Origin of the sequence: Micrococcus luteus NCTC 2665, from assembly GCF_000023205.1 — a bacterium.
In the GTDB taxonomy this organism is placed as follows: Bacteria; Actinomycetota; Actinomycetes; order Actinomycetales; family Micrococcaceae; genus Micrococcus; species Micrococcus luteus.
In genome coordinates this window covers 1,911,524-1,930,985 of the sequence record NC_012803.1, presented here as the reverse complement: position 1 = coordinate 1,930,985, position 19,462 = coordinate 1,911,524, and the positions used below count along the sequence as shown (strand labels likewise).

The window sequence follows — 19,462 nt, the reverse complement described above, 5'->3', positions numbered from 1 at the left end:
TCCGCCCCGTCAGTCCAGCCGCTCGACGGCCCCCAGCGCCGTGAGCAGGAACGCGTACTCCCACGCGGTGTCCTCCCAGCCCTGGTACCGGCCGGAGGCGCCCCCGTGCCCACCGTCCATCTCGGTGCGCAGCAGCACGGGCGCGCCGCCGTCGGCCAGCGGCCTCGCCTGGTCCGAGGTGACGGTGCGGCGCAGCTGGGCCACCCACTTGGCCGGCTCGACGTAGTGCACGCGGGTGTCGTTCAGACTCGTCACGGCCGCGATCGCCGGGTAGTCCACCGCCCGCACGTTCTCGTACGGGGTGTAGGCGCGCATGGCCTCATACACGGCCGCGTCCTCGATCGGGTTGCCCCACTCCTCCCACTCGAGCGCGGACAGCGGCAGCTCCGGGTCGAGGATGGTGGTGAGCGCGTCCACGAACGGCACCACCGCCAGGCACGCCCGGTACAGATCCGGCGCGAGGTTCAGCACCGCGCCCATGAGCAGGCCGCCGGCCGAGCCGCCCATGCAGGCCACGCGCGCCGGGTCCGCCCAGCCGAGGTCCACGAGGTGCCGGGTGGCGTCCACGAAGTCCGTGAAGGAGTGCCGCTTGGCCAGCTTCTTGCCGTCCTCGTACCAGCGCCGGCCCAGTTCGCCGCCGCCGCGCACGTGCGCGACCGCGAACACCACGCCCCGGTCCAGCAGGGACAGCCGGGCCACACCCAGCACGGGGTCCATGGACATCTCGTAGGAGCCGTAGCCGTACACCACGCACGGGGCCGTCCCGTCCGGCTCCACGCTGCGGCGCCGGATCACGGTGACGGGGATCCGCACGTCCTCCCCGGTCACCGACGACGGCTCGGACGCGGGCGCCCACACGCGCTCGGCCACGTAGTCGGCCGGGTCGTAGCCGGGCACCTCCGTCTCGCGGCGCAGGTGCACCTCGCCGGTCGCCGCCGAGACGTCCAGCACGCGCGCGGGCGTGATCCAGGACGTGTAGGCCAGCCGCAGGAACGGGGACTCGGCCGCCGTCGCGGACAGGTGGCACGCGTAGAGCTCCTCGTCGAACGCGGGCTCGCGCCAGTGCGCGGCCTGCCCGGCCAGCACGGCGTCCAGCTCGGCGACGACGACGCGCGGGGTCGTCTCCCGGCGCACGGCCAGGGCGGCGTGGGTCAGGGTGACCATGACGCCGTCGACCTTCACGTCCTCGCGGTGCGGCACGACGGTGCGCCAGGCGCCGCGGTCGGCGACGTCCGCCTCGGCGACCACCGAGAGCATCCCGTTGGGCGCGGCGACGGGGGCGCCGTCGTCGTCCAGGGCGCGGTCGTGGACCACGAGCAGCCGGCGGACGCCGTCGGCGTCCGTGACGGGCTCGACGTCCGCGAGCATCCGCCACGCGCGGGGGATCAGCACACGCGGGGCGGGCAGGGGCGCGGCGGGGTCCTCCGGCAGGTCGACCACGAGGGTCTCGGAGACCTCCGAGTTGCCGACGCCGATCAGCAGCTGGGTGCGGTCGGCCACGCCCTCGAAGCCGGTCCACATGCCCGGGTCGGCCTCCTCGTGCAGGAGCACGTCCTCGGCCGGGTCGGTGCCGAGCACATGGGCCTTGACCTGGTACGGCCGCCACGAGTCGTCCCACACGGTGTAGAACACGCGGGTGCCCGAGCGGTCGAAGCGGACGCCGTGGGCCACGTTCTCGACCGCGTCCGGCAGGTCCTCGCCCGTGGCGATCTCGCGCACGCGCAGGGTGAAGCGCTCGTCGCCGGTGTGGTCCACGGCGTAGGCCACCCGGGTGGCGTCCGGGCTGATGTGCAGGCCGCCGAGCGCGAAGAACGGGTGCCCCTCGGCCTCGGCGTTGCCGTCCAGGATCACCTGCTCGCCCGGCAGGGCGGCGTCCGGGGTGACGACGGGCGGGGTCCAGTCGGCCTCGAGGTCGCCGGTGTCGCGTGCGGGCACGCGGCAGTGGATCGGGTACTCGGCGCCCTCGCGGGTGCGCACGAAGTACCACCACCCGTCCCGGCGGGCGGGCACGGAGCGGTCCGTCTCCACCGTGCGGGCCTTGATCTCGCCGACGATCGCCTCGCGCAGCGGCGCCTGGTCCGCGGTCACGGCCTCGGTGTACGCGTTCTCGGCGGCCAGGTGCTCGAGCACGCGGGGCTCCGCCTTGCCGCGCAGCCACTCGAAGTCGTCCTGGAACGTGTGGCCGTGGTGGCGGCGGGCCACGGGCTCGGCGGAGACGGACGGCGGGACGGGGGCGTGCGAAGTGGTCTGGGGCATGCGGCCCATCCCATCACGCCGCGCGGGGCGGGGCCGACACCCCGCGCCGCACACGACGACGGCGGCGCACCGGTCCGGTGCGCCGTCGTCGGGGGTGGCGGGTCAGTTCAGGCCGAGCGAGGCCCGGACCACGCCGAGCCCGAAGTACGTGACGAACGCGAGCGCCACGAACCACAGCAGCGGGTGCACCTCGCGGCCGCGGCCCTGGCCCGTGCGGATCACCGCGTAGGCCACCACGCCGGCGCCGATGCCGTTGACGATCGAGTAGGTGAACGGCATGAGGATGAACGTGAGGAACGCCGGGAAGGCCGCGCCCGGGTCGGACCAGTCGATCTGCACCACGTGCTGGCACATCATGAACCCGACCACCACGAGCGCGGGGGCCACGGCCTCGAACGGCACGAGGTGGATGAGCGGGGAGAGGAACACGGCCGCGAGGAAGAACAGGCCGGTGAACACGGAGGCCAGGCCGGTCCGGGCGCCCTCGCCGATGCCGGTGCCGGACTCCACGAAGATCTGGTGCGCCGAGCCGGAGGCGCCGCCGCCCACGGCGACCGCGAGCGCGTCCGCGGCGAGCACCCGGTTCAGGTCGGGGATGGAACCGTCCGGGTTCACGGTGCCGGCCTCGCGGGCCAGGCCCACGGAGACGCCCATCGCGTCGAAGAACACGGAGAGCAGGATCGCGAACACGAGCAGGGAGGCCATCAGCCCGCCCACGGAGGTGAAGGCGCCGAACAGGTCCACGCTGCCGAGCAGGTGCAGGTCCGGGGCGGTCCACTCGGGCAGGGAGGGGGCGATCAGGGACCAGCCGGTGGGCACGGCGTTCCCGTCGGCGTCCACGGAGGGGCCGATGTGGAACACGGCCTCCAGCACGTTGGCGAGGATCGTCGCCACGACGATGCCGATCAGGATGGCGCCGCGCACCTTGCGGATCACGAGGACCGCGGTCAGCAGCAGCCCGACGACGAAGACCAGCACGGGCCAGCCCTCGAGCTCGCCGCCCGTGCCCAGGCCCACCGGGACCGTGGTGTCGGCGGCGTCCGGCAGCCGCCGCACGAACCCGGCGTTGACGAGGCCGATCAGCGCGATGAACAGGCCGATGCCCACCACGATGCCGGACTTCAGCGACTCCGGGACCGCGTCGAACACGGCGCGTCGGAAGCCGGTCACCACGAGCAGCAGCATCACGAGACCGGCGAGGGTGACGAGGCCCATCAGCTGGGGCCAGGTGAGTCCCGGTGTCGTGGCGATGGTGATGGAGACGAACGCGGAGACGCCCAGGCCCGCGGCCACCGCGAACGGGTGCCGCGCCCACACGCCCATGACGATGGTCATGACGCCCGCCACGAGCGCGGTCACGGCGGCCACGGCGGGGATGCCCAGGGTGTTCCCGGCCGAGTCGGGCCCGGACAGGATCAGCGGGTTCAGCACCACGATGTAGCTCATCGCCAGGAACGTGGCGAGGCCGCCGCGGAACTCCTGGCCCACCGACGAGCCGCGCTCGGTGATGCGGAAGTACCGGTCCAGGGCGCCGCGGGGAGCGGCGGGGGACGGGGCGGGCGAGGGCGGCGGAGAGGCGGTGCGGGAGGCCATGGCACCAGCGTAGTGACCCGGTCCCCCGACGATGGCGCGCGTGCAGTCCCGCTACGCTCGCGGGCATGCGTCCCCGCTCCGCCCCCGCCGCCCGCACCCGGGAGGCGCTGCGCGACGCCGTGCAGATCTACGCCCCCTCCACCGTCTACGCCGTCGGCCTGGGCGCGATGACGCCCGCGCTCGCGGTGGCGGCGCTGGCCCTCGGCCTGGACGCGGCGCGGGCGGCCGCCGTCGTGCTGCTGGTGGGGCTCGGCTCGCTCGTGGCCAACGGGCCGGCCTCGGCGCTCGCGGCCCGGGCGGGTGAGCGGGTCACCATGGTCGTCTCCGCGGTGCTCGGCACGGCGGGCGCGGGCCTGGCCTGGGCGACGACGGCCGGGGTGTCCTCCGGGCCGTCGGCGGCGGGGGTGGCCGAGCCGGGGCGGCTGGCGCTGTTCCTGGCCGCGGTGCTCGCCGTGGGCATGGCCGGGGCCGGGTTCAACCTGGCCCGCCAGGCGTACCTGGCGGTGGCGGTGCCGGCCACGCACCGGGCCCGCGCGATGTCCACGCTCGGCGGGACCGTGCGGATCGGGACCTTCCTGGGCCCGTTCCTGGGCGCCGCCGCGCAGGCCCCGCTCGGGCTGGACGGCGCGTTCGCCGCGGCGGCCGCGGCCATGGCCGTCGGCGCCCTGCTGTGCCTGCGGATCCGGGATCTGCCGGTGCCGGCGTCCGGTCCGGCGGCGGGGGAGCAGTCCGCCCCGGCCGGTCGACCCCGGCTGCTGGACGTGGCGCGCGCCCGGCGCGGGGCGTTGCTCACGGCCGGCTTCGGTGTCGTGGCCGTCTCCGCCGCCCGCGCGGCGCGCAACGCCGTCATCCCGCTGTGGGCCACGCACCTGGGCCTGGACGCGGCGACGGCGTCGCTCGTCTTCGGCCTGGCCGGCGCGGCGGACCTGCTGCTCTTCTACCCCTCGGGTCGGCTCATGGACCGCTTCGGCCGGCGCGCCGTGGCGGTGCCGTGCCTGACCCTGCTGGGGGCGGGGTTCCTGGCGATCAGCCTCACCCGGGAGCCGACGGCGTTCGCGGCGGCGGCGGTGCTGCTGGGCATCGGCAACGGCTTCGGCGCGGGGATCGTGATGACCCTCGCGGCGGACCACTCGCCGCCGAACGCGCGCGCCCAGTTCCTCGGTCTGTGGCGCTCGATGTCCGACGCGGGGATGCTCGCCGGGCCGCTGCTGCTCTCCGGAGCGACCGCCGCGGCCGGGCTGGCCGTCGGCGTCGGCTCCCTCGCGGTCGTCTGCGGGGTCGGAGCGGTCGTGTTCGCCGCGGTGCTGCCGCGCGGGCCGGGGGCCGTGGCGGACCCGCCGCCCGTCGTCGTGCGCCCCCGCTGACCGGGGCACCGGACCGTCGGCTCAGTCGGCGGTCTCGTCCGGGGGGATGGTCTGCCCGGAGGCCTGGTCGTCGAAGACCATGTACGTCTGCGTGTCGACGACGCTCGGCAGGGTCTGCAGTTCGTCGAAGATCACGCGGCGCAGGTCGGCGGTGTCCCGCGCGCGGACCAGCAGGATCACGTCCATGTTCCCGCCCACGAGGGAGACGTGGGAGACCTCGGGGATGGCCAGGAGCGTGGCGCGCAGCTCGCGCCAGTCGTGCTGACGCAGCTTCATGGTCACGTGGGCGGAGGCCCCGAAGCCGACCTTGACGGGGTCGACCCGCACGGTGAAGCCTGTGATCACGCCCGCGTCCTGCAGGCGGTTCAGGCGCGAGTAGCAGTGCGCGCGGGAGATGTGCACGCGCTCGGCCAGGGCCGCGACGGACATCCTCCCGTCCCGCGTCAGTTCGCGGACGATCGCGCGGTCCACGCGGTCCAGCGGCTCGGCGGCCATGGCTCCTCCTGGGGCGGGGCGGACGGGGTCGGCCACGCGGCGGCGGACCGTCTACGTGGCACGAGTCACAATAGCAGTTCGTCCGATGGAGTGCCTGATCTGCGCCGGATCGTCTCGTGATTCCGGGTGGGCGCGCGACACATTGACCCTCTTGGGCACACTGAAGGCCACAGATCGAGAGGACCCGCCATGAGTGACCCCACCCCCGCCGTACCCGGGGCCGCCCGGACCGACGAGGCCGAGACCCGCCCGAACGCCGGCGCCGCCTTCGGCATCTCCCTCGAGGAGTACCTGCTCCCCGCCGCCCGCCGCATCCAGCTGATCGGCGAGGACGGCACTCTGCTGGCCCCGGAGGAGCAGGGCACCGAGCCCGGCCATGAGTATCCGCTGCCCTCCGCCGAGGAGCTGCTGGCCGCCTACCGCCACCTCGTCATCGGCCGCCGCGTCAACGACCAGGCCTACGCCCTGGTGCGCCAGGGCCGCATGGCCGTCTATCCGTCCTCGCACGGCCAGGAGGCCTCCGAGGTCGCCGCCGCCGTCTGCCTGGGCGAGGACGACTGGCTGTTCCCGACCTACCGCGACACCGTGGCCGTGATCGCCCGCGGCGTCCCGCCGCTCGAGGTGATGGTGGCCTACCAGGGCACCTGGCATCAGGGCTACGACCCCCAGAAGCACCGCGTCTCCATCCAGTCCACGCCCCTGACCACCCAGATGCTGCACGCCGTCGGGATGGCCAAGGCCGCCCGCCTGCGCGGCGAGGAGGTCGTGTGCCTGGCCATGGTCGGCGACGGCGGCACCTCCGAGGGCGACTTCCACGAGGCGCTGAACTTCGCGGCCGTGTTCAAGCTGCCGGTGATCTTCTTCGTGCAGAACAACAAGTTCGCCATCTCCGTGCCGTTCGCCAAGCAGTCGGCCGCCCCGTCCCTGGCCCACAAGGCCGTGGGCTACGGCCTGGCCGGCGAGCGCGTGGACGGCAACGACCTCGGCGCCCTGCTGGCCGTGCTGGGCCGCGCCGTGGAGCTGTGCCGGCAGGGCCAGGGCCCCTTCCTCGTGGAGGCGGACACCTACCGCATGCAGGCGCACACCAACACGGACGACCCCTCGCGCTACCGCGACGACGCCGAGGTGAAGGAGTGGGAGGCGCGCGACCCGCTGCGCCGCATGACCGCCTACCTCGAGTCCACCGGCGCCCTCACCGAGGAGGTCTCGGCCCAGATCGCCCGCGACGCCGAGGACGTCGCGCAGCAGCTGCGTGACGCCATGAACGCCGAGACGGAGCTCGATCCGCTCGAGCTGTTCGACCACGTCTACTCCGTGCAGACCCCGCAGCTCGCCGCCCAGCGCGCGCAGCTGGCCGAGGAGCTGTCCCGTTCCGAGCACCAGGAGGCCTGAGCATGGCGACCCTGACCTTCGCCGCCGCGCTCAACGCGGCGCTGGCCGACGAGATGGCCGCCGACGACATGGTGGTGGTGTTCGGCGAGGACGTCGGCACCCTCGGCGGTGTCTTCCGCATCACGGACGGGCTGACCGCGCGCTTCGGCGAGGAGCGCTGCTTCGACACCCCGCTGGCCGAGTCCGGCATCGCGGGCATGGCCGTGGGCATGGCCCTCGGCGGCGCCCGCCCCGTGATCGAGATGCAGTTCGACGCGTTCGCATACCCGGCCTTCGAGCAGATCGCCTCGCACGTGGCCAAGATGCGCAACCGCACCAAGGGCGCCACGCCCATGCCGATCACCATCCGCATCCCCTACGGCGGCGGCATCGGCGGCGTGGAGCACCACTGCGACTCCTCCGAGTCCTACTACGCGCACACCCCGGGCCTGAAGGTGTACACCCCGGCCTCGGTGAAGGACGCGTACATGATGCTGCGCTCGGCCATCCGTCTGGACGATCCGGTGGTCTTCATGGAGCCCAAGAAGATGTACTGGACCAAGGCCGAGCTCGACCTCGACCAGCTGCGCGAAGAGTTCGAGGAGGGCTGGGCCCGCGTCGAGGACAAGAAGGAGCACGGCGAGGCCTGGGCGCGCGCCGCCGTCGTCCGCGAGGGCACGGACGTCACCCTCGTCTCCTACGGCCCCTCCGTCCCCACCTGCCTCGCCGCCGCCCACGCGGCCGCGGAGGAGGGGCTCGCGGTGGAGGTCGTGGACCTGCGCACCGTGAACCCGCTGGACGAGGACACGATGACCGCCTCGGTCGCCAAGACCGGCCGCGCCGTCGTCGTCGCCGAGCCGCAGGGCTTCGCGTCCGTGGCCTCCGAGCTGGTGGCCCGGATCCAGCAGCGCTGCTTCCACTCGCTGGCGGCGCCCGTGGGCCGCGTGACCGGCTTCGACATCCCGTTCCCCGCGCCGAAGCTCGAGGAGCACCACCTGCCGAACATCGACCGCATCCTGGACGCGATCGACGACCTGAACTGGGACCTGGACGCCGAGGAGGCCCGCGCATGAGCAACACCTTCCTGCTGCCCGACCTGGGCGAGGGCCTGACCGAGGCCGACATCGTCCGCTGGCTCGTCGCCGAGGGCGACACCGTGGCCGTCGACCAGCCCATGGTCGAGGTCGAGACCGCCAAGGCCCTCGTCGAGGTGCCGAGCCCGTACGCCGGCACCGTGCTGATCCTGCACGGCGCCGAGGGCGAGACGATGGACGTCGGCAGCCCGCTGATCACCATCGGCGAGGCCGGCGAGTCCGGTGAGGGCTCCGCGCCCGTCGCCGGCACCGAGACCCTCGCCGTCCCACCGTCCACCGGTGCGGCCGCGGCCGAGGCCGCCCGCCCCGGCGCGCTGAGCTACCGCGAGGAGGAGATGGCCGGCGTCCAGCCGAAGCCGGACAAGGCCCGCGGCGGCGACGGCGACGTCGCCGGCTCCGACGACGAGGCCTCCGGCGCCGTGCTCATCGGCTACGGCACCTCCGGCCACAAGGCCACCTCCCGCAGTCGTCCGTCCAAGCGCGGCCGCGGCGCCACCCGCCCGACGCCGGCCCCCACGGCCGAGGCCGGCGCCCCGCGCGTGACCTCCCCGATCGTCCGCAAGCTCGCCCGCGAGAAGGGCGTGGACGTGGCCGCGCTGACCGGCACGGGCCCGGACGGCCTGATCACCCGCGCCGACGTGCTCACCGCGGCCGAGGGCTCCACCCCGCAGGCCGCCCCGACCCCGGCGCCGTCGGCCGCCGCCGCCCCGGCGGCCGGGGCCGCCGCGCAGCCGGGCGCCGTGGACGGGCGGACCGGCCTGGCCGTCGTCGCCCGCACCCCGATCACGGGGGTGCGCAAGGTGATCGCGGACCAGCTCTCCCGCTCGCGCCGCGAGGTCCCGGAGGTCACGGCGTGGCTGGACGTCGACGTCACCGCCCTGCTCGAGCTGCGGGCCGCGCTCAAGGCGAAGGACCCGGAGAACGCGCCCTCGCTGCTCGGCCTGATCGCCCGCTTCACCCTGGCCGGCCTGCGCCGGTACCCGGTGATGAACGCGCGCATCGAGGCGGGGGCGGACGGCAGGGACGAGATCGTGGAGGTCGACGGCGTCCACCTCGGCCTGGCCGTGCAGACCGACCGCGGCCTCATGGTGCCGTCGGTCGAGCACGCGGAGAAGCTGTCCGCGGACGAGCTCACCGCCGCCATCAACGACACCGTCAGCCGCGCCCGCGCGGGCCGGGCCGCCCCGGCCGAGCTCACCCGCGGCACGTTCACGCTGAACAACTACGGCCCGCTGGGCACGGACGGCGCCACGCCGATCATCAACGTGCCCGAGGTCGGGATGCTCGGCATCGGCCGGATCATCGACCGCCCGTGGGTCGTGGACGGGGAGATCGTGGTCCGCAAGGTCACCGAGATGACCGTGACCTTCGACCACCGCGTCACCGACGGCGCCACCGCGAGCGCGTTCCTCACGTTCGTGGCGGACTGCCTCCACGATCCGACGGCGGCCCTCGCCCGGTTCTGATCCGGACGATCCCGGCCCGCCTCAGCCCCTGACGAGCCCTGCGATGTGGCGGCCATTCCTCGCGGATGGCCGCCACATCGCAGGGCTCGTCGTCTGGTGGGCGTGCGGGGAGGGGTCAGTCCGCGCGGCCGCGGCGGAAGGCCGTGCCGAGCGCGCCCCACAGCAGGACCGTGGGGGAGGCGCTGAGCAGGATCCCGGCCGGCTCGGCCGCCGGGTGGGGGCCGGCGCCGCTGGTCGCGGGGGTGTCGAGGGTGAGGGCCAGCAGCGTCAACCCGGCCGCCAGGCCCGCGACGCCCAGGGACCAGAGCGTGGCCTCCACGCCGCGGGCGCCGCGCGGTGCGGGCCGCGGTGCGCCGTCGTACCGGGTGAACGGCACGGCGAGCAGCCCCCAGGCGGCGGACACGAGCGCCGCGGCGGCCATGTCCGACGGCCGGTGCCAGGCCTCCGTGTAGGCGACGGCGCCGGTGCAGGCGCTGACCACGGCGCCGAGGACGATGGTGAGAGGTCGCCACCGGGCGGGCACGAGCAGCAGCGCGGCCACCGCGGCGCCCGTCGCGAGCGTCATGTGGCCCGAGGGCAGTGAGTTGCCGCCGGACCACGGGACCCCGTCGGCGTGCTCGGGCCGCGGAAGCGCCGCCTTGAGCAGCTGCGTGGTGAGGTTGGACCCGACCAGCACGACGAGGGCGAGCAGCCCCCGCCGCCGCCACCGGGCCACGGCGAGCGCGCCGAGCGAGGCCAGCGCCATGCCGACCGCCAGCCCGAGCGGCAGGATCCGCACCACCTGGGAGGCCACGTCCGGCACGGTGTCCGCGTAGCGCTCCTCGACGGCGCGGAACACCTGGTACTCGAGCACCTGGCCGGCGGAGGACCACACCAGGGCGGCGTAGACCAGCACGACGCCGGCCACGCACGCGGCCAGCGCCAGCCACCACGTCCACGAGGGGAGGTGGCGCGGGGCGCGGGCGGTGGGGGGCATGGGGTCCATTGTGGCGGACGCGCAGCCGTCATGCAGGCTTCATCGGACGGTCACGCCCCCGTCGCCGTCCCGTCCTCCGCGCCGCTGAGCCGCCTGCCTAGCCTGGGGCCATGACCCGCGTGCCCCCCGCCCACGGACATCGCCCGGCCCTCCGCGACTCCACCGGGACGGCCCCCGGCCCGGGCGCCGAGCCGGGCGGCCGGCCCCGTCTCTCGGCCGAGGACCTGCTGGCCGCCCGGGACGCCCTGGCCCCGTTCGGCCGGCTGAGCCGGCAGGAGCCCATCGAGTGGGCCGCCGAGGAGCCCCTCGCCCCGGACCTGGCCGACTTCTACCGCTACGTGGGGCCGGAGTGGCTGGAGATCGACACCCTCGGCCTGCCCGTGATGTTCTTCCCGCTGGACCGCCTGTGGGACGAGCAGGCCGGCTACCGGTGGAACCACCGCACCGGTGCGCTGCTGGTGGACTGGAACGAGGACTGGACGGTGGTGGCCAAGCAGGGTGCCGACCCGTTCATCCACGCGGCCTCCACCGGTCAGGTGCTCATGGCCCCGGGAGACGAGGGCTGGGAGGACCGCCTGGACGAGCCGCGACCGGTCTTCGGGGACCTCACGGAGATGACCCGCGCGCTCGCGGCCGTGGGCACGGCGTGGGCGCGCTTCGACGACCCGTTCACCGCCGACTGGCACCTCACCGAGGAGGTGACGGCCGCCGTCGTCGCCGGCCTGGAGGGGGCGCTCGGCGCCCACGACCGCGCCGTGGACCTGGCCCGTGCCCTCGGCTACCTCCGCGCCGTCTGAGCGTCGGCGCCGACACAGACAGTCCCACCCCGCGGCGCCCGTCGGAACGGGAGCCGAGTGCCCTTCCTAGACTGGCCGCATGAGCACCGCCCCCGCCCTGCCCCCGCTGCCCGGCGCGCCGGGCGGTCCCGCCCTGCCGAGCATCGAGGAGCTGCTGGCCGACGCCGTCGCGGTCGCCCTGCCGATGCGCGTGCGGTTCCGCGGCACGGACCTGCGCCACGCCCTGCTGCTGCGCGGCCCGGCGGGCTGGGGCGAGTTCTCCCCGTTCCCGGAGTACGGTCCACACGAGAGCGCCGCGTGGCTCGCCGCCGCGATCGAGGCCGGCTGGCAGGGCTGGCCCGCCCCGGTCCGCCAGGCCGTCCCCGTCAACGCCACCGTGCCCGCGGTGGACGCGGCCGACGTCGAGGCCGTCCTGGCCCGCTACGGCGACGGCATCACCGCGGTCAAGGTCAAGGTGGCGGAGCACGGCCCCGAGGGCGAGCTCGTCCCCGGCAGCCGCGAGGCCGACCTGGCCCGCGTGCGGCGGGTGCGCGCGCTGCTGCCCCACGCGCAGGTCCGCGTCGACGCCAACGCCGGCTGGACGCCCACCGAGGCCGTGGACGTGCTCACCGCGCTGGCCGACGTGGGCCTCGAGTACGCGGAGCAGCCCGTGCCCGGCATCACCGACCTCGCGGAGGTCCGCGCGGAGCTGCGCGCCCGGGGCGTCCCCACCCCGATCGCCGCGGACGAGGCGGTCCGCAAGGCCGAGGACCCCCTCGCCGTCGCGGCCGCCGGCGCCGCGGACCTGATCGTGGTAAAGGTCCAGCCGCTCGGGGGCGTGCGCCGGGCCGCGGCGATCGTGGCGGCCGCGGGGCTGCCCGCGGTGGTCTCCTCAGCGCTGGACACCTCCGTGGGCATTGCCGGCGGCGCCGCGCTCGCCGCCTGCCTGCCGTCCCTGCCGCACGCATGCGGGCTCGGCACCGCGGCCCTCTTCGAGCACGACGTCGTCGCCCCGGCCTGGGGCCCCCGCGCGGGGGCCCTCCCGGCACCGGGGGAGCGGGCACCCGCCCCCGACCCGGGCCTGCTCGACCGCGTCCGGGCGGACGGGGCGCGGCAGGCGTGGTGGGCCGACCGCGTGCGAGCGGCCCACGCGGTGCTGGCCGCGCAGGGCTGACGGGTCCGCCCGGTCCCCGTCGACGCGGGGAATGTGAGCCGGATTACAGCACGTCGACGGGACGAAATCCGGCGGCCGGGAAGAGTTCAACTCGCGGCCACCTGGGCGTGGCTCGCCGCTCGGAGCGAGGGGCCAAGGTGATGGCGGCCCCGGCCGGTCTCACCCCGGGGTCGTCTCCGGCCCGGCACCGGACCCCGGACCATCCCCACGACGCGAAGGACCCCGTCATGCTGAAGCGCCTCCTCCCCATGGCCGGCCACACCCGTGGCAACCGCTCCGCCGTCACGTGCGAGCTCAAGTGCGGCAACGCGTGCGCCCACCCGGTGCCCAACACCTCGGCGAACCCGACCTTCCAGCAGATCGCGGAGACCGCCATCTCGCGCCGCTCCGCCCTGGTCGGCGGCACCGGTCTCGCCGCCGCCGTCGTCATCGGCTCCCAGGTGGCCCAGGCCCCCGAGGCGCTCGCAGACAACGGCCGGCGCCCGACCGGCGGCGGCAAGCTCCCCTTCGAGCCCATCGCCCCGGTGACCCGCACCGTGGACACCATGACCGTGCCGGAGGGCTACGACTGGGGCACCGTGATCCGCTGGGGCGACCCGCTGTTCGCCGACTCCCCGGAGTTCGACATCGAGCACCAGACCGGTGCGTCGCAGGCCGCCCAGTTCGGCTACAACAACGACTACCTGAACATCATCACCGACGGCGGCAACGACCGCTCCGGCTACCTCGTCTCCAACCACGAGTACACCAACGAGAACATCATGTTCTCCCCGGAGTACATCGCCTCGAACTTCGAGGACGTCGTCAACGTCGGCCTCCAGGCCCACGGCCTGTCCATCGTGGACCTCAAGCGTGCCAAGCGCGGCGCCCCGTGGGAGTACGTCCGCGGCGGCCGCCGCAACCGCCGCATCACCGGCACCACCGAGTTCGAGGTCCGCGGCCCGGCCGCCGGCCACGCGCTGCTCACGACCGTCGAGGACCCGACCGGCACCCGCGTGCTGGGCACCCTGAACAACTGCGCCGGCGGCACCACCCCGTGGGGCACCGTGCTCTCCGGCGAGGAGAACTTCAACCAGTACTTCAAGGGTCGCGGCACCGCCGAGGAGAAGCGCTACGGCATCTCCGCCTCCGCCACCCGCCGTGGCTGGGAGAAGGTCCACGACCGCTTCGACCTGACCAAGCCCGGCTACGAGAACGAGGCCAACCGCTTCGGCTGGGTCGTCGAGATCGACCCCGAGGACCCGACCTCCACGCCCGTGAAGCACACCCTCCTGGGCCGCTTCAAGCACGAGGCCGGCACCGCCGTGATCTCCCCGTCCGGCCACGCCGTGGTCTACTCCGGCGACGACGAGCGTCACGACTACCTGTACAAGTTCGTCTCCGCCGAGAAGGTCCGCGAGGGCGACAAGAAGCACAACATGCGCCTGATGGACAAGGGCACTCTCTACGTGGCCAGGTTCTCCGGCGACTCCCCGGCCGCCCAGATCGACGGCAGGGGCTCCCTGCCCTCGGACGGCGCCTTCGACGGCTCCGGCGAGTGGATCGCCCTGGCCGACGAGAAGTCGTCCTTCGTCCCGGGCATGTCCCTGGCCGAGGTCCTGGTCTACACCCGCCTCGCGGCCGACAAGATGGGCGCCACCAAGATGGACCGCCCGGAGGACGTCGAGACCAACCCGGTCACCGGCAAGGTCTACGCGGCCCTGACCAACAACACCAAGCGCACCGCCGTGGACGAGGCCAACCCGGTCGTCGGCAACCGCGACGGCCACGTCATCGAGATCACCGAGCAGGGCGGGGATCACGCCTCCACCGCCTTCACCTGGGTGATCCTGCTGCTCGCCGGCGACCCGGCGGTCTCCTCCTCGGCCTACTTCGCCGGCTACCCGAAGGAGAAGGTCTCCCCGATCTCCTGCCCGGACAACCTGGCGTTCGACTCCGAGGGCAACCTCTGGATCTCCACCGACGGCCAGCCCGGCACCATCGGCTACGCCGACGCGCTGCACAAGGTCACCCTCGACGGCGCCGAGCGCGGCCGCGTCCAGCAGTTCCTCGCCGTCCCGCGCGACGCCGAGACCTGCGGCCCCGTGATCCACGACCGCGACAACTCCGTGTTCGTCAACGTCCAGCACCCGGGCGAGGACGGCACCTGGGGCGCGCACACCTCCTCCTTCCCGGACTTCCTGAGCCCGACCGGCCCGGTCCAGGTGGGCGACAAGGTCGCGGCCCCGCGTCCGAGCGTCGTCCAGGTGTTCAACGCCACCGGGAACAACGGCGTCGGCAAGGGCGCCGGCAAGGAGAAGGGCAACAAGGGCAAGGGCAACAAGGGCAAGGGCAACGGCAAGGGTCCGAAGGGCTGACCCCCGCCTCCGCGAGGACCCTCGACGAGGCCGTCACGGCCGGCGCCACCGCGTCACCGTGGCGGCCTCGCCGCGTCCGGGGCCCGTCCGCGCCCGGGCCTAGACTGGTGGCCACCATGACCTCCGTCGACTCCCTCTCCGTGGCGCGCGCCGTCGCCACCGCCCTGATCGACGCCGGCATGCGGGACGCGGTGGTCTGCCCCGGCTCCCGCTCCGCCCCGCTGGCCTACGCGCTCGCGGCCCTCGAGCGCGCCGGCGAGGTCCGTCTGCACGTGCGGGTGGACGAGCGCTCGGCCGGCTTCCTCGCCCACGGGCTCTCGTTGGCCTCGGGGCGCCCGGTGGGCGTGCTGACCACGTCGGGCACCGCCGTCGGGAACCTGCTGCCCGCCCTGATGGAGTCCTTCCACGCCGGCACGCGCGTGATCGCGCTGACCGCGGACCGTCCGCCCGAGCTGCACGGCACCGGCGCGAATCAGACCACGGACCAGAGGGACGTGTTCGGCACGCACGTCCGCCATGCCGCCTCCCTCGGCTGCGACGCGGCCGACGGCGTGGACGCCGAGCAGCATCTGCGCCACGTGCGGGCCACCGTGCGCCGGGCCCTGCTGGCGGCCGAGGGGGTCGTCGCCGAGGCCGGTTCCGACGACGACGGCGCACCCGGCCCGGTGACGATGGCAGAGGCCCCGGCCGGACCCGTCCACCTGAACCTGCACTTCCGCGACCCGCTCGTGCCGAGCCCTGAGGAGGCGGCCGCCATGGGCGCCGCCGCCGCGGCGCCGCACGCCCCTGTTCCGGCCGTCGCCCCGACCGGCGCGAGCCCGGCCCCCGCCGCCGCGCCGGCCTACCGGGCACCCGGGGCGGTGCTCTCGGGGCTGCCCGAGCTGGACGTCGCCCGCCTGGACCAGCGGCGCACCGTCGTGCTGGCCTGCCACGGCGCCGGCCCCGCAGCCGCGGCCTTCGCGCTGTCCCTGGGCCTGCCCCTGCTGGCCGAGCCGTCCTCGAACGCGCGGTTCTCCGCCAACGCCATCGCCGCGTATCCGCTCCTGCTGGGCGCGGCCGGCGGGCGCGACGCGGACGCACACCCCCTGGCCGCACGCATCGAACGGGTCGTGCTGTTCGGTCGGCCCACGCTCACCCGGACGGTCAACGCGCTGCTGGCCCGCCCCGACGTCGCCATGGCCCTGCACGCCCCCGAGCCCGCCCCGTGGTTCGAGCCGGGCCGGCGCCGGGAGACGCCCGTGGAGACCCTCGAGGAGCTCGCCGCCTTCGCCGGGCAGGGCGAGCCCGGCTGGCTCGCCGCGTGGCAGCACGCCTCGATGCGCGCCCAAGCCGCCGTGGAGGACGTGCTCGTCACCACCGACGCCGGCGACCGGCTCAGCCCGCAGACGGTGGCGCACGTGAGCGCCGCCATGGTCCGGGGCCCGCTCGTGCTGGGCTCGTCCTCGGTGATCCGGGACGTGGACCTGACCTGGCGGCCCCCCTCGGCGCCGGACGCGGAGGTGTACGCCAACCGCGGGCTCGCCGGGATCGACGGGACCGTCTCCACGGCCGCGGGCGTCGCCCTGGCGCGCGGGCTGCGGACCGTGGTCCTGCTCGGCGACCTCACCGCCCTGCACGAGGCGGGCGGCCTGCTCGTGGGCCCCACCGAGACCGAGCCGGATCTCGACCTCGTGGTCGTCAACGACGACGGCGGGGCGATCTTCGCGAGCCTCGAACACGGGGCCGTGGCCGAGGCGCCCGGCATGGCGGAGCCCGTCGAGCGGCTCTTCGGCACCCCGCACGGCGTGGACCTGGCCGCCCTGGCCGCCGCGTACGGCGTCCCGCACACGCGGGTCACCGACCGCGTCGACCTCGTCCGGGCCCTCGCCGACCCGGTACGGGGCCGGCGCCTGCTCGAGGTCCGCTGCGACCGCGCCGACCGCCCGCGCGTCGCCGCCGCCCTGGCCGCGGCGGTGCGCGCCACGTTCCCGCCGGCGTGCCCCGTCCCGGACCCCGCGCCGGACGCCGGCCCGGCCCCCGCCGAGCTCGCCGCCGAGGAGGCCCCCCAGTGACCGACACGCCGACGTCGCCCGCGCCCGACTCGACCCCCGCCGTCGTGCGCCGTGCCGACGTGCTGATCTCCGGCTGCGGCCCCGCCGGCGCCACCGCCGCCGCCCACCTCGCCGCGGCGGGGCTGGACGTGGTGGTGCTCGAGAAGACCGCGCACCCGCGTGAGAAGGTCTGCGGCGACGGCCTGACCCCGCAGGCGGTCCGGGAGCTGCAGCTGCTCGGCGTGCCCCACCGGGGTGAGCCCGGCGACGACGGCGGCTGGCGCGTCATCCGCGGCCTGCGGCTGCGCGCGGGCGAGCGCAGCGTGGACGTGCCGTGGGCGCCCACCCGGACCTGGCCGGACTACGCGCTCACGCGCACCCGCCGGGACTTCGACGCCCTCCTGGCGGAGCTGGCGCGCTCGCGCGGCGCCGAGGTCCGCGAGCGGCACGCCGTCACCGGCGTCGTGCAGGACGAGGCCGGACGCGTGGTCGGGCTGGATGCGGAGCTGATCGCGCCGAACGGCCGCAAGACCGGCCAGACCGCCCGCTTCACCGCGCCGATCGTGCTCGCGTGCGACGGCGTCTCGGCCCGGGCCGCCGTCTCCGCGGGCCTGCACCGCCGCGAGGACCGGCCCATGGGCGTGGCCGTGCGGGCCTACTACACCGCCGGCGCCGCCGCCGACGGGGCGATCCCCGCCCCGCCCGGCGACCGGGGGGAGTGGATGGAGTCCTGGCTGCGCCTGCCGGACGCCGAGGGCAACCCGCTGCCCGGCTACGGCTGGCTGTTCCCGCTGGCGGACGGCACCGTGAACGTGGGCCTGGGCATCCTGGACACCTCCCCGCAGTTCGGGAAGCTGGACTACCGCGGGCTGCTGAAGTCCTGGACCGGGGCGCTCACCGCGGACTGGGGGATCGCCGAGCAGACGCGCACCTCGCGGACCCTCGGCGCGGCCCTGCCGATGGCGTTCAACCGCACCCCGCAGCACGTGCCGGGCATGCTCCTGGTGGGCGATGCGGCCGGCATGGTGTCCCCGTTCAACGGGGAGGGCATCGGGTTCGCGATGGAGGCGGCCCGCCTCGCCGCGGACCTGGCGGTGCAGGCGCACGCGGCCGGGACCGACGGCGCCGCGGACGCGATCCTGTCCCGTTACCCGGTGATCACCCAGCACCTGTGGGGCCGACACTTCGCCCTCGGCGCCCGGTTCGCCCGCCTGATCGGCGATCCGCGCGTGATGAGGGCGGCACTGGGCGCCGGGGTGGCCGCACCCCCGCTGCTGCGGGCCGCGGTGAAGGTCATGGGCAACAGGGTGGACGCGCGGGGCGGCGACGCCGTCGACCGGGCCGTCCGCGTGCTCGAGGCCCTCACCCCCGCGCTGACGACCGCGGGCGGCGCGTCGTTGGGTAGGCTTGACCGGTGACCACCGCAGACCCCGGCTTCGTCCTGCCCTCCGGCTTCGAACCCCTCGCCGAGCACGGCCGTGTCCTGGAGGTCGTGCTGACCGCGCTCGAGCAGGTCGAGGAGCAGCTGGACAGCGCCCTCGGCTTCGACGACCTGTTCTCCGACACCGCCGCCCACCACCTGATGGCCGCCGGCGGCAAGCGGGTCCGTCCGGTCCTGACGGTCCTCGCCTCCCTCCTGGGCGATCCCGCCCTGGCCTCCGGTGAGGTCGCCGACGTGGACGCGCCCGCCCGCCAGGCCGCCGTCGTGATGGAGCTGACGCACCTGGCCACGCTGTACCACGACGACGTGATGGATGAGGCCCCCGTGCGCCGCGGCGCCCCCGCCGCCCACCGGCTGTGGGGCAACTCGGCGGCGATCCTGGCCGGCGACCTGATCTTCGCCCGCGCCTCCCAGCTCATGGCCGAGCTCGGCACGCGGCCCGTGCAGATCCAGGCGGACACCTTCGAACGCCTCGTGCAGGGCCAGCTGTGGGAGACCCGCGGCCCGGCCGAGGGCACGGACCCGATCGAGCACTACTACGCGGTGCTCTCCGGCAAGACCGGCTCGCTGATCGCCGCGGCCGGCATGCTCGGCGCGCTGCTGGGCGGGGCCGACGAGGCCGCCGTCCAGGTGATGCGCGCATACGGCGAGAAGGTGGGCCTGGCCTTCCAGCTCGCCGACGACCTGATCGACCTCACCGGCGACACCGAGCGGATCGGCAAGGTCCCCGGCACGGACCTGCGCGAGCGCGTGCCCACCCTGACCACGCTGCTGCTGGCCCGCGCGGCGCAGGGCGAGGGGCCGGAGGCGGAGGACGCCCGCCGGGTGCGCGCGCTCGTGGACGGGCCGCTCGACACCGACGATCAGCTGGCCGCCGCCGTCGCCGCGCTCACGGGCCACCCCGCCATCGACGAGGCGTGGGCGATCACCCGCGGCTGGGCGGAGCAGGCGAAGCAGGCGCTCACCCCGTTGCCGGACTCCGCCGTGAAGACGGCGCTCGAGGCGTTCGCCGACTACGTGGTCGGGCGCTCGGCCTGACGCCGGGACCCGCGGCGTCGCCGCCTCGATC

General features: G+C 75.1%; 14 protein-coding genes. 10 read left to right on the top strand and 4 right to left on the bottom strand.

The genetic code is table 11. The annotated features are described in order from the left end of the window. Positions 1–9: 9 nt before the first annotated feature. Both MLUT_RS20410 and MLUT_RS20405 read right to left on the bottom strand, forming a co-directional pair. Positions 10–2,256, bottom strand: a complete 2,247-nt coding sequence (locus MLUT_RS20410) for a S9 family peptidase (RefSeq protein WP_012751054.1) — start codon at positions 2,254–2,256, stop codon at positions 10–12. Positions 2,257–2,358: 102 nt separating this feature from the next. Continuing rightward, a complete protein-coding gene (locus tag MLUT_RS20405; protein WP_010080323.1) occupies positions 2,359–3,849 on the bottom strand; it encodes an NCS2 family permease in 1,491 nt (496 codons plus the stop codon). Positions 3,850–3,914: 65 nt separating this feature from the next. On the opposite strand from MLUT_RS20405, the gene MLUT_RS20400 reads away from it, so the two are divergent. Beyond that, positions 3,915–5,213, top strand: coding sequence for an MFS transporter (locus MLUT_RS20400; RefSeq protein ID WP_012751053.1), 1,299 nt, complete (start codon positions 3,915–3,917; stop codon positions 5,211–5,213). 21 nt (positions 5,214–5,234) lie between these two features. Here MLUT_RS20400 and MLUT_RS20395 read toward each other — a convergent pair whose 3' ends face one another. Continuing rightward, complete coding sequence (locus tag MLUT_RS20395) at positions 5,235–5,708, bottom strand: Lrp/AsnC family transcriptional regulator (protein WP_010080326.1); 474 nt, start codon at positions 5,706–5,708, stop codon at positions 5,235–5,237. Positions 5,709–5,897: 189 nt separating this feature from the next. On the opposite strand from MLUT_RS20395, the gene MLUT_RS20390 reads away from it, so the two are divergent. Genes MLUT_RS20390 through MLUT_RS20380 form a run of 3 tightly spaced genes read left to right on the top strand, consistent with a single transcriptional unit; the run spans position 5,898 to position 9,639 of the window. After that, positions 5,898–7,100 carry a thiamine pyrophosphate-dependent enzyme gene (locus MLUT_RS20390; protein ID WP_010080327.1) on the top strand — a complete coding sequence of 401 codons (1,203 nt, stop codon included), beginning with the start codon at positions 5,898–5,900 and terminating at the stop codon, positions 7,098–7,100. 2 nt (positions 7,101–7,102) lie between these two features. After that, entirely contained in the window at positions 7,103–8,152 is a 1,050-nt protein-coding gene (locus MLUT_RS20385; protein WP_010080328.1) for an alpha-ketoacid dehydrogenase subunit beta, read from the top strand. Beyond that, positions 8,149–9,639 (top strand): dihydrolipoamide acetyltransferase family protein, encoded by a 1,491-nt coding sequence (locus MLUT_RS20380; RefSeq protein WP_012751052.1) that lies wholly within the window; start codon positions 8,149–8,151, stop codon positions 9,637–9,639. The genes MLUT_RS20385 and MLUT_RS20380 overlap by 4 nt, the downstream gene beginning before the upstream one ends. A 115-nt stretch (positions 9,640–9,754) precedes the next feature. On the opposite strand, the gene MLUT_RS20375 is transcribed toward MLUT_RS20380, so the two are convergent. Next, positions 9,755–10,615 (bottom strand): phosphatase PAP2 family protein, encoded by an 861-nt coding sequence (locus tag MLUT_RS20375; protein ID WP_010080330.1) that lies wholly within the window; start codon positions 10,613–10,615, stop codon positions 9,755–9,757. A 110-nt stretch (positions 10,616–10,725) separates the two neighbouring features. Here MLUT_RS20375 and MLUT_RS20370 point away from each other — a divergent pair, with 110 nt between their 5' ends. From MLUT_RS20370 to MLUT_RS20345, 6 genes are all read left to right on the top strand, one after another. Beyond that, positions 10,726–11,412, top strand: a complete 687-nt coding sequence (locus MLUT_RS20370) for a hypothetical protein (protein WP_010080331.1) — start codon at positions 10,726–10,728, stop codon at positions 11,410–11,412. A gap of 79 nt (positions 11,413–11,491) precedes the next feature. Beyond that, positions 11,492–12,565: an o-succinylbenzoate synthase gene (locus MLUT_RS20365; protein ID WP_012751051.1), complete on the top strand. Its 1,074-nt coding sequence runs from the start codon at positions 11,492–11,494 to the stop codon at positions 12,563–12,565. Positions 12,566–12,792: 227 nt separating this feature from the next. Continuing rightward, positions 12,793–14,922, top strand: a complete 2,130-nt coding sequence (locus tag MLUT_RS20360) for a PhoX family protein (protein ID WP_174260675.1) — start codon at positions 12,793–12,795, stop codon at positions 14,920–14,922. Positions 14,923–15,038: 116 nt separating this feature from the next. Next, positions 15,039–16,973, top strand: a complete 1,935-nt coding sequence (gene menD, locus MLUT_RS20355) for a 2-succinyl-5-enolpyruvyl-6-hydroxy-3-cyclohexene-1-carboxylic-acid synthase (RefSeq protein WP_012751050.1) — start codon at positions 15,039–15,041, stop codon at positions 16,971–16,973. Then, positions 16,970–18,370, top strand: a complete 1,401-nt coding sequence (locus MLUT_RS20350) for a geranylgeranyl reductase family protein (RefSeq protein ID WP_010080336.1) — start codon at positions 16,970–16,972, stop codon at positions 18,368–18,370. Before menD ends, MLUT_RS20350 begins: the two co-directional genes overlap by 4 nt. Continuing rightward, positions 18,367–19,431: a polyprenyl synthetase family protein gene (locus MLUT_RS20345; RefSeq protein WP_010080337.1), complete on the top strand. Its 1,065-nt coding sequence runs from the start codon at positions 18,367–18,369 to the stop codon at positions 19,429–19,431. The genes MLUT_RS20350 and MLUT_RS20345 overlap by 4 nt, the downstream gene beginning before the upstream one ends. The last annotated feature ends 31 nt before the right edge of the window (positions 19,432–19,462 follow it).

Excerpts from the sequence above, each read along its gene's own strand:
- MLUT_RS20410 (WP_012751054.1), bottom strand. The coding sequence starts at position 2,256 with ATGCCCCAGACCACTTCGCACGCCCCCGTCCCGCCGTCCGTCTCCGCC.
- MLUT_RS20405 (WP_010080323.1), bottom strand. The coding sequence starts at position 3,849 with ATGGCCTCCCGCACCGCCTCTCCGCCGCCCTCGCCCGCCCCGTCCCCC.
- MLUT_RS20400 (WP_012751053.1), top strand. The coding sequence starts at position 3,915 with ATGCGTCCCCGCTCCGCCCCCGCCGCCCGCACCCGGGAGGCGCTGCGC.
- MLUT_RS20395 (WP_010080326.1), bottom strand. The coding sequence starts at position 5,708 with ATGGCCGCCGAGCCGCTGGACCGCGTGGACCGCGCGATCGTCCGCGAA.
- MLUT_RS20390 (WP_010080327.1), top strand. The coding sequence starts at position 5,898 with ATGAGTGACCCCACCCCCGCCGTACCCGGGGCCGCCCGGACCGACGAG.
- MLUT_RS20385 (WP_010080328.1), top strand. The coding sequence starts at position 7,103 with ATGGCGACCCTGACCTTCGCCGCCGCGCTCAACGCGGCGCTGGCCGAC.
- MLUT_RS20380 (WP_012751052.1), top strand. The coding sequence starts at position 8,149 with ATGAGCAACACCTTCCTGCTGCCCGACCTGGGCGAGGGCCTGACCGAG.
- MLUT_RS20375 (WP_010080330.1), bottom strand. The coding sequence starts at position 10,615 with ATGCCCCCCACCGCCCGCGCCCCGCGCCACCTCCCCTCGTGGACGTGG.
- MLUT_RS20370 (WP_010080331.1), top strand. The coding sequence starts at position 10,726 with ATGACCCGCGTGCCCCCCGCCCACGGACATCGCCCGGCCCTCCGCGAC.
- MLUT_RS20365 (WP_012751051.1), top strand. The coding sequence starts at position 11,492 with ATGAGCACCGCCCCCGCCCTGCCCCCGCTGCCCGGCGCGCCGGGCGGT.
- MLUT_RS20360 (WP_174260675.1), top strand. The coding sequence starts at position 12,793 with ATGCTGAAGCGCCTCCTCCCCATGGCCGGCCACACCCGTGGCAACCGC.
- menD (WP_012751050.1), top strand. The coding sequence starts at position 15,039 with ATGACCTCCGTCGACTCCCTCTCCGTGGCGCGCGCCGTCGCCACCGCC.